Raw genomic sequence first — 8,173 nt, 5'->3', positions numbered from 1 at the left:
AAATGATTTCGATGGGTCGTTAGCTCAGTCGGTAGAGCAGTTGACTTTTAATCAATTGGTCGCTGGTTCGAATCCAGCACGACCCACCATCATTTAAGCCTTGTCCCAGGTCGTTTAGCTCAGCTGGGAGAGCACCTCCCTTACAAGGAGGGGGTCACTGGTTCGAGCCCAGTAACGACCACCATATTGAAAAGCCCGCAGCGATGCGGGCTTTTTCGTTTCCGTCTCTCATCAGGTTCGCAGTCGATCCAGCTCGCTTGCCAGGGTGGTGGCCGCCTGTTCCAGTGCCTCGCTCAGGCGCTGGCTGGCATTGGCCTCTTGTCCCAGGGTGGTGGCGGCGTCGCCGATGCGCATCAGGTTCTGGTTGATGGTGTCGCTCACGGCACTCTGCTGCTCGGCGGCGGTCGCCACCTGGCTGATGTGATCATGGATCTGCTGGATCTGGGTGACCACCTGATTGAGTGCCTCGAAGGCCTGCTCCGTGCCTTCAACCGTGCTCACCGAGCGGGCGATCCCCGTGCTCATCAACTGCTGGCTGCTGGTGACCTCGGTTTGCAGGCTGCCGATGAGCTGGCCTATCTCGTCGGTGGATGAGCGGGTCTTGTTGGCCAGCGCCCTCACCTCGTCCGCCACGACGGCAAAACCCCTGCCCATGTCGCCGGCCCGCGCCGCCTCGATGGCTGCGTTGAGGGCCAGCAGGTTGGTCTGTTCGGCAATGGCCCGGATCACATCGAGAATATGGCTGATATTGGTGCTGCGCTGGGCGACCTGGGCGACCGCCTTGTCGGCCTGATGCATGTCCTCGACCAGGGTATGGATCTCGTTGCGGGCCCTGCTCAAGGTCTGCTGGGCCGTGCTGACATGGTGGGTCGCCGCTTCAGACTCCTGCGCCGCCTGTTCCGCATAGCCCGCCACACTGACTGCCGTGGTGCTCATCTCGTGCATGGCGCTGACCACGCTCTCCAGCTCCAGGCTCTGATCATCCAGGCTGCTGCGCATGGCATCGGCCGTCTGTTTCATGCCCCTGGCCTGCTGATGCACCTGTTGCCCTATCTGCTTGCTGCCCTGCACCATGGCCCTCAGCTTGCCGAGGAAGGCATTGAGATGCCTGCCCAGCTCGATGAGCTCCTGGTGGGTGTCGATACGCATCTGCTGGGTCAGGTCGCCTTCATTGCTGGCGAGGTGGGAGACGTGGCGGCTGATGAGGGAGAGGGGCGCCGTGATGGTCTGGATGAACCAGACAAGCAGGCCCAGGGCCACCAGGGTGATGACAACGATGGCAACCAGCTGCTGCTGCTGGGTAGCCTGCAACAGGCTGCCGAGCTGCTGGCTGATGGTGTTGGCCTGGCTGAGGGCGAGGGCCTTGGGCACCTTGATCATCAGCCACCACTGGTTGTCGGCGGCCTCGATCCGTATGGGCTGCTGCAGGATGAAATCGCTGTCGGTATCGGCGGGGTGTCCATTCGGGGCAACCAGTCCAGCCTCTGTCAGGGGGCGACCCAGTTTGTCCGAATGGCGGTTGCTGCCGACGATGAAGCCCGTCTTGCTGACCAGGGTGACCTCGGCCTGGTTGTCATAGAGGCTCTTGCCAAGGTGCTCGGCCAGTTGCTGAAAGATGGGCAGGTTCATGTCGACCCCGGTGATCCCGGCAAACTTGCCATCCTTGAGGACGGGCACCGTCAGGCTGGTCATCAGCATCTTCTGGCCAGGGCTTATCTCGTAGAGGTAGGGTTCCATCAGGCAGGGGCGACGAGTCTCGCGACCGCAGAGATACCACTCGCTGTTGCGAATGCCGAATTCATTGCGCGAGGTGTCGAACTTGGCGTCACTGGTGTCGGCATCTATGGTCTGCTGCGCGATGTTTCCGTTCTGTTCCCGGGTGAAGTAGACCTCGAGACTGCCCTTGCCGACAACCGAATGGCTGGCGCCTGTCTGCCAGTCGGCGTCCTGTCCGTCGTAACCGTTGGGTTCGAACTGGGCGTAGATGGAGCTGATCCCGTTTGCCTGGCGCAGGCGGCTGCCAAGCAGCAGCTCCACTTGTGGGCGACTCAGCCGCTGGTCCGGCTGGGCCATGCTTCCTTCAAGCTGCGCCGCCATGCCGAGCGGTATCTGATAGGCCTGCTGCAACTGGTCTTCGATCTGTACGGCATACCGCTCTGCCTGGAATTGCAGGGAACGGGAAACCTCCTGCTCCAGGGCGCCACGGGTCTGCGCCATGATGTCATCACGCAGGCCGTTCAGCGAGGAGGACTGTATCCATGTCATGGCGACGCCACTGGCGAGAAAAAGTCCCAGCGTGAGCAATAACAACTTGGTCTTGAGCGAACGTTGTTTCATTCGACAACTCCTTTTGGCAAGAATGACAACGATATGGTCGGAGCGGGTCCTGACAGTTGTACTGTACTGGATTTGTTGATGGGTTTGTGCACGGCTTCTGGTTATAATTTTGGCCTTCCCGAGCGTTGATGGAACAGTCGCAATGAGCAATGCACTGAGCAGTATTCCGCCGGTAGTCGAGATGGACTACCCCTTCCCGGCCAAACCACAGCCCCTGACTCCCGAGCAGAAGGCGACCCTGATCGCCGAGATCAAGGTGCTGCTGCAGGCGCGCCAGGCCGTGCTGGTTGCCCATTACTACACGGATCCCGAGATCCAGGCCCTGGCAGAAGCCACCGGTGGCTTCGTGGGTGACTCCCTGGAGATGGCCCGCTTCGGTCGCGACCATGCGGCCCAGACCCTGATCGTGGCCGGTGTGCGCTTCATGGGAGAGACCTCCAAGATCCTGAGCCCCCACAAGCGGGTGCTGATGCCGACGCTGGAGGCCGAGTGCTCGCTTGATCTGGGTTGTCCCATCGACCAGTTCTCCGCCTTCTGCGATGCCCACCCCGATCACATCGTGGTGGTCTATGCCAATACCTCGGCAGCGGTGAAAGCACGGGCCGACTGGGTGGTCACCTCCAGCATTGCGTTGGAGATCGTCGAACATCTGGACAGTCAGGGTCACAAGATCATCTGGGGCCCGGACCGCCACCTCGGCGCCTACATCGAGAAGAAGACGGGGGCCGAGATGCTGCGCTGGCAGGGGCACTGCATCGTGCACGACGAGTTCAAGGCCAAGGCGCTGCGCGAGCTCAAGGCCCAGAACCCGGATGCCGCCGTGCTGGTGCACCCGGAGTCTCCGGCCTCCGTCATCGAACTGGCGGATGCGGTGGGTTCTACCAGCCAGCTCATCAAGGCCGCCAAAGAGCTGCCCCAGCAGAAACTGATCGTGGCGACCGATCGCGGCATCTTCTACAAGATGCAGCAGGCATGCCCGGAGAAAGAGATGGTGGAGGCGCCCACCGGTGGTGATGGTGCCACCTGCCGCAGCTGCGCCCACTGCCCCTGGATGGCGATGAACGGCCTGGTGGCCATCAAGGAGGCCCTGACCGACGGCGCCGAGCGTCACGAGATCCATGTGGATGAGGCACTGCGTCTCAAAGCGCTTGTCCCGCTCGACCGCATGCTGGATTTCGCCGCCGAGCTCAAGACCCAGGGCAACGCCTGATCGTCGCTGATGGCAAGATGCAAAGAGGGCTCCCGCGGGAGCCCTCTTTAATTTATCCGTCAGCCGTATCGTCAGATGATGACGGTGGAGAAGCTGTGCTCCTCGTCGGGCGCGACGGTGATCCCGTCCTCGGCGGTGATGGCCGCCTCGACACAGAGCATGGTGCGATAACCGTCGTCACTCATGTCGGCCATGGCGCTGGCCCCTTCCTGCCAGGGGGTCCAGACCACCACGCTGTCGTGGTTGCCGCTGACCACCCGGGTGGTGCGCTCACCATCCTGCACGCTGACCATGGCATCGGGCTGGCGGTAGATGCGATCCATGGCTGCGGTGACGGTCAGCGCTCCCTGTTGCAGTTCGTTTCGGCCGGTCAGCTTGTCCAGATAGGGTTCGCCGAGGCCGGTCACGGTCACCGCTTCCGGCGCACTGATCTGCAGGTAGGTGTGCAGGGCGGCATTGTAGGTGAGCGCTGACTTGCCGGTGTTGCGGGTGGTCAGCACCAGGGAAAGCTCCTTGCCGACCAGTACGTCCAGTTCCAGCTCGAAGGCATGGGGCCAGAGCGTCCTGCTGGCATCGTTGTCACGCAGGGAGAGGTGGACGAGTGTGCCATCCCCGTGATCGGAGACCCCATCCAGCGTCCACAGGCAGTTGCGTGCGAAGCCATGAGCCGGCTTGCCGCTGCCAACGCGAGCGGGGGAGGGGCCGAACCAGGGCCAGCAGAGGGGAATGCCGCCGCGAATGGGCTTGCTGCCATCCAGTATCGCCTTGTCGCTGAGCCAGAGAGAGGCCGGCTCACCATGGCGTTGGTAACGCAGCACGTGGGCGCCAAACAGGCTTATCTCGGCCCTGGCGTGCTCATTGTCTATGGTCAGCAGGGGCAGGCCATCCTGGCTCAGGGTGCAGTGGGCAGTCAGCGTACGTGTCGGTGTCATAAAGGCTCCAGTGCTCGGGGACATTCAGAAAGGGTCCGTGATTCAGAATACAAAAAGGCGGCCATTGGCCGCCTTTTTTCAAGCTACGCGATTGCGCATCCCAAATTACTTGGAGATGTGAGCGATCAGGTCCAGAACCTTGCTGGAGTAGCCCATTTCGTTGTCGTACCAGGAGACGACTTTCACGAAGGTCTTGTTCAGCTGGATACCAGCCTTGGCATCGAACACGGAAGTCTGACGCTCACCCAGGAAGTCGGTGGAAACCACTTCGTCTTCGGTGTAGCCCAGCACGCCCTTCATGGCGCCTTCGGAGGCAGCCTTCATGGCCTGGCAGATTTCAGCGTAGGACGCTTCTTTCTTCAGGTTGACGGTCAGGTCAACAACGGACACGTCCGGAGTCGGAACGCGGAAGGCCATGCCGGTCAGCTTGCCGTTCAGTTCCGGGATGACCACGCCAACAGCCTTGGCAGCACCGGTAGAGGACGGGATGATGTTCTGAGCCGCACCGCGGCCACCGCGCCAGTCTTTGGCAGACGGACCATCAACGGTCTTCTGGGTAGCAGTGGTAGCGTGAACGGTGGTCATCAGGCCGGATTCGATACCGAAGGTATCGTTCAGAACCTTGGCGATGGGGGCCAGGCAGTTGGTGGTGCAGGAAGCGTTGGAAACGATGTCCTGGCCAGCGTAGGAATCCTGGTTGACGCCCATGACGAACATCGGGGTAGCGTCTTTGGACGGACCGGTCAGTACGACTTTCTTGGCACCGGCAGCGATGTGCTTGCGAGCGGTTTCGTCGGTCAGGAACAGACCGGTTGCTTCGGCAACAACGTCAACACCGATTTCGCCCCATTTCAGGTTGGCCGGGTCACGTTCAGCGGTAACACGTACGGTTTTGCCGTTGACGATCAGGTTGCCGTCTTTGACTTCAACAGTGCCCTTGAAGCGACCGTGAGTGGAGTCGTACTTCAGCATGTAAGCCATGTAGTCAACGTCGATCAGGTCGTTGATACCAACCACTTCGATGTCAGCACGCTCAGCGGCCAGACGGAAAACGAAACGACCGATACGGCCAAAACCGTTAATACCTACTTTGATAGTCATAATTGGTTACCTAACTGTTCAGTAGTCAAAGAAAATTCCGTTTGTAAATTTACTAGAACTCCCTCGCGAGTCAACCAACAATCTGCGCGAAATTGCGCTATATCATGAAAAACTGTGAAATTTATTTTCGGTTTATGTAACTGGCTACCAACTTTTGTTGAATGCATCATCAGCAAAGTCGGTGGCAGAGAACAACAATAGTGCCTGCCCGGTCACACATCCAGCCGGGGAGATATGTAAAAATGTGCGCGGTTTAGCATGGCCAAAGAGCCACTGTTCAAGTACCAACCATAAAAATTAATCACAAAATAGCGTAGACAGAATCCACAGCGGGAATTCTCAAACTATGACCACCCTGATTGAACAGCTGGCTGCCGCCAAAGGCATTGCCAGTGAGTATGTTGATGCCTGGGGCCAGCCGGCCCTGGTATCGGAAGAGAGCAAGGCCGCCATGCTGGGCGCCATGGGCTACCGCGTCGACGACGAGGCCGCCCTGTCCGAACAGCTTGAGCAGGAGCACCGCCAGCACTGGCTGCGCGCGTTGGATCCCGTGATGGTGGTACGCAGCGGCGACGCCGTTACTATTGAGGTTCGCCTCCCCATCGAATTCGTCAACGATGCCCTCACCTGGCAGCTCCAGCAGGAGCAGGGTGCAGTGCTGTCCGGTCAACTCACCCCCATCGAGGGTGAGCTGGTCGGGGTGGCCGAGTTCGAGGAGATGGAGTGCCAGGCCTATCGCGTCACTCTGGATGTGCAGCCTGCGCTGGGTTATCACCAGCTCATCCTGCTGGAAGAGGGCAATGACGAGCCGCTGGCCACCATGCGTCTCATCGTCGCACCCAAGTCCTGCTACAAGCAGGCGCCCATCGCCAATGGTCGCAAGGTGTGGGGCCCGAGCGTCCAGCTCTACTGCCTGCGCAGCCGCCACAACTGGGGCATCGGCGATTTCAGCGATCTCGGCCAGCTGGTTGAGAATGCCGCCGCCTGGGGAGCCCACTTCGTCGGTCTCAACCCCATTCATGCCCTCTATCCGGCGAACCCGGAGAGTGCCAGCCCCTACAGCCCCTCTTCCCGTCGCTGGCTCAACGTCGCCTATATCGATGTGGAAGCGGTGCCCGAATTCCTGGGCAACGATCGCCTGAAAGCGGAGGTGGCGAGCCCGGCCTTCCAGCAGCACCTCACCTCCCTGCGGGTCAAGGACAATGTGGATTACACCGGCGTCATCCAGACCAAGATCGGGATGCTGCGCCAGGTGTTCGACCAGGCCAGCTTCAGCGCCGAGCGTCAGGCTGCGTTCGATGCCTTCGTGGCTGCCGGCGGTGACAGCCTGCAACAGCAGGCAGCGTTTGACGCCCTGCAGGCCCACTTCTATGCCAAGGGCGAGAATGCCTGGGGCTGGCCGGTCTGGCCCGAGGCGCTGCGCGATTACCACAACCCCGAAGTGGCGGCCTGGATGGCCGAGCACCAGCAGGATGTGGCCTTCTATCTCTATCTGCAGTTCCTGGCTGACGAGCAGCTGGCCCGGGCCGATGCCCGCGCCAAGGCCGCCGGCATGGTGATGGGGATCTACCGGGATCTGGCGGTCGGCGTCTCTGAAGGTTCCACCGAGATCTGGGCAAACCGGGATCTCTACTGCCCGAAAGCCTCGGTCGGTGCACCGCCCGACATTCTTGGCCCCCTCGGCCAGAACTGGGGCCTGCCCCCCATGAACCCGAACCAGCTGTTCGAGGCCGCCTACCAGCCCATGGTGGATCTGTTCCGTGCCAACATGCGCTCCTGCGGCGCCCTGCGCATCGACCACGTGATGGCCTTGCTGCGCCTGTGGTGGGTGCCGCCCGGAGAGTCCGCCGCCAAGGGGGCCTACATCTATTACCCGGTGAACGATCTGCTGGGGATCCTGGCCCTCGAGTCTCATCGCAACCAGTGCTTGCTGATCGGCGAGGATCTCGGTACCGTGCCGGAGGGGATCGACGTGACCCTGAAAGAGAACGGCGTCCACTCCTACAAGGTGTTCTTCTTCGAGCGTTCCAAGGACGATGGCGGCTTCATCTCCCCGGCGCACTACGCCGAGCAGGCGATGTCCGCCCTGACCACCCACGACATGCCGACCCTCAAGGGCTTCTGGCACTGCGACGATCTGGCGCTGGGACGCGAACTGGGCCTGTACCCGGATGAAGACGTACTCAAGACCCTGTATGCTGATCGCCACCAGGCCAAGCAGCGGATCCTTGACAGCCTGCATGCTCATGGGGTCATCTCTGGCAATATCAGTCACGACGTGAACTGGGTCGGCATGAATACCGAGCTCAACCACGGTCTGCAACTGCACATGTCCCGCGGCAGCTGTGCCCTGTTCAGCACCCAGCTCGAAGACTGGCTGGAGATGGACAAGCCGGTCAACGTGCCGGGTACCAGCTACGAGTACCCCAACTGGCGTCGCAAGCTCTCCCGGGATCTGGAGGATATCTTCGCCGACGAGGCGCTCAAGAATCTGGCGGGCAAGATGAGCCGGGCCCGTGACGAGGCCAGCCGTTGAGCCTTGAACGCCAACATGTGACTCACTTTCATCCGCTTCGGCTTCGGCCGAAGCGGA

5 protein-coding genes and 2 tRNA genes are annotated in these 8,173 nt (G+C 60.9%); 4 read left to right on the top strand and 3 right to left on the bottom strand.

Annotation, left to right across the window (positions count from 1 at the left end):
* The first annotated feature begins 13 nt into the window (after positions 1-13).
* Together AB5Y64_RS12880 and AB5Y64_RS12875 are read left to right on the top strand one after the other, a co-directional pair.
* Positions 14-89 (top strand) — tRNA-Lys (locus AB5Y64_RS12880).
* Between the two features lie 19 nt (positions 90-108).
* Positions 109-184, top strand: a tRNA-Val gene (locus AB5Y64_RS12875).
* A gap of 47 nt (positions 185-231) precedes the next feature.
* Here AB5Y64_RS12875 and AB5Y64_RS12870 read toward each other — a convergent pair.
* Positions 232-2,337 carry a methyl-accepting chemotaxis protein gene (locus AB5Y64_RS12870; RefSeq protein ID WP_041211018.1) on the bottom strand — a complete coding sequence of 702 codons (2,106 nt, stop codon included), beginning with the start codon at positions 2,335-2,337 and terminating at the stop codon, positions 232-234.
* A gap of 142 nt (positions 2,338-2,479) precedes the next feature.
* On the opposite strand from AB5Y64_RS12870, the gene nadA reads away from it, so the two are divergent.
* Positions 2,480-3,547, top strand: coding sequence for a quinolinate synthase NadA (nadA, locus tag AB5Y64_RS12865; protein WP_200164815.1), 1,068 nt, complete (start codon positions 2,480-2,482; stop codon positions 3,545-3,547).
* Positions 3,548-3,618: 71 nt separating this feature from the next.
* Here nadA and AB5Y64_RS12860 read toward each other — a convergent pair whose 3' ends face one another.
* Both AB5Y64_RS12860 and gap read right to left on the bottom strand, forming a co-directional pair.
* Positions 3,619-4,479, bottom strand: a complete 861-nt coding sequence (locus tag AB5Y64_RS12860) for a D-hexose-6-phosphate mutarotase (RefSeq protein ID WP_042015770.1) — start codon at positions 4,477-4,479, stop codon at positions 3,619-3,621.
* Positions 4,480-4,584: 105 nt separating this feature from the next.
* Positions 4,585-5,580, bottom strand: a complete 996-nt coding sequence (gap, locus tag AB5Y64_RS12855) for a type I glyceraldehyde-3-phosphate dehydrogenase (RefSeq protein WP_010672882.1) — start codon at positions 5,578-5,580, stop codon at positions 4,585-4,587.
* Positions 5,581-5,926: 346 nt separating this feature from the next.
* Between gap and malQ the strand changes: the two genes are divergently transcribed.
* Positions 5,927-8,116, top strand: coding sequence for a 4-alpha-glucanotransferase (malQ, locus tag AB5Y64_RS12850; RefSeq protein ID WP_200164814.1), 2,190 nt, complete (start codon positions 5,927-5,929; stop codon positions 8,114-8,116).
* The last annotated feature ends 57 nt before the right edge of the window (positions 8,117-8,173 follow it).

The organism is Aeromonas sp. R5-1, assembly GCF_040908265.1.
Classification (GTDB): domain Bacteria; phylum Pseudomonadota; class Gammaproteobacteria; order Enterobacterales; family Aeromonadaceae; genus Aeromonas; species Aeromonas caviae.
This window is presented reverse-complemented; position numbering and strand designations above follow the sequence as displayed.